At 62.0% G+C, this 1,362-nt stretch carries 1 protein-coding gene and 1 pseudogene; both read left to right on the forward strand.

Going from position 1 to position 1,362, the window contains the following annotated elements; genetic code table 11:
- Nucleotides 1–116: 116 nt before the first annotated feature.
- Nucleotides 117–272: an IS66 family insertion sequence element accessory protein TnpB gene (gene tnpB, locus C9I57_RS32145; RefSeq protein ID WP_107154517.1), complete on the forward strand. Its 156-nt coding sequence runs from the start codon at nucleotides 117–119 to the stop codon at nucleotides 270–272.
- Nucleotides 273–305: 33 nt separating this feature from the next.
- A pseudogene (tnpC, locus tag C9I57_RS32150) lies at nucleotides 306–1,235 on the forward strand (IS66 family transposase); the annotation flags it as partial.
- Nucleotides 1,236–1,362: the final 127 nt, after the last annotated feature.

Below are 1,362 nucleotides of genomic sequence, written 5' to 3' on the forward strand. Positions count from 1 at the left end.
GCCAGAGCGGTTATAGCGTTCACCGACGCAAACGAGCTGCCGGCCGCTAAACGGATGGAAGGGATGGGTTATGCGGACAAGCTGCGTCGAGGCCGCGGAAAGGCCTGCATTCCGAGGTGAGTTACAAACGGCTCGAACAGGATCGCTTCGTCTGGCCGCGCAAAGAAGCCGTGCTCAAGCTGCGAACCGAACAACTGCACTGGTTGCTCGACGGTATCGACATCGAAGCGATGCGCGCGCATCCGACGCGCTATTATCAGCGCGTGATCTGAAACGCGAACCAGCATCGCTGGTCTAATCCGGCGATGCCGCCACCATCCTCATCTCCCACCGACGAGCTGCAAGCGCTACGCGCCGAACTCGCTGCTATGAAGAGCGAGTTGCGCGTGGTGACGGTTGAGCGCGATTTGCTACGCGAGAAGCTCAAGGCCTTCCAGCGACAGCTCTTTGCAGCAAAGAGCGAAGTGCGCGGTGTCGAGCAACGCGACCTCTTCTTTAACGAAGCGGACGCGGGCGCCACGGGATCTGGAACCGGCGCAAGAGACCGAAGCAGAACAGAGCATCGAGGTTGGCGCGCATGAACGCAAGAAGCGTGGACGCAAGCCGTTGGACCCAATGCTTCCTCGCGAGATCGTGCGTCACGAGCTGCCAGAATCGGAACGCGTCTGCGCACACGACGGACATACGCTCGTCGAGATCGGAGCCGAGATCAGTGAGCAGCTCGATATCGTGCCACAGCAGGTCCGTGTCATTCAGCATCAGCGCGTCAAATACGCGTGCCCTTGTTGCGATCTCGGCATCAAGGTCACGCCGGCACCGGCGCGCATCATCCCGAAGGGCTTACTCACAGAATCGGCGCTTGCATGGGTGGTCGTCAGCAAGTTCGCCGACGCGCTGCCGTTGTATCGCATCGCTGCTCTGCTGCATCGTTTCGGCGGCGACCTCTCGCGTGGCACGCTCGCTGCCAGCGTAGTACGTGTCGGTACGGCGGTGCAGCCGCTGATCAACTTGATGCGCGATCATCTGCTCGATGCCGACATCGTCTACGGCGATGAAACCACCGTGCAGGTGCTGAAGGAGCCCGGGCGTGCGGCGCAGCGCAAGAGCTACATGTGGGCGCAGATGAGCGGCACCGGTCCGCCGGTTCGATTGCTCAGCTACAGCCCGACGCGCAACGCGGCGCAAGCCACGGCGCGCTCTATGCCGGCATCAAACCAGGCGCGGCATTGATGACTGTAAGCACCCGGTGAAGGCATCCTGGGCCCAAGGTGCGGGCAATCAAGCCGCAGCAGGCGCCCAACGATGCGGTAGAAGCGCGGCGATGTCGTCGGCTCGATGGGTGGGCAATCGATTGAGCACGTC

Source organism: Trinickia symbiotica (genome assembly GCF_003028655.1).
Classification (GTDB): domain Bacteria; phylum Pseudomonadota; class Gammaproteobacteria; order Burkholderiales; family Burkholderiaceae; genus Trinickia; species Trinickia symbiotica_A.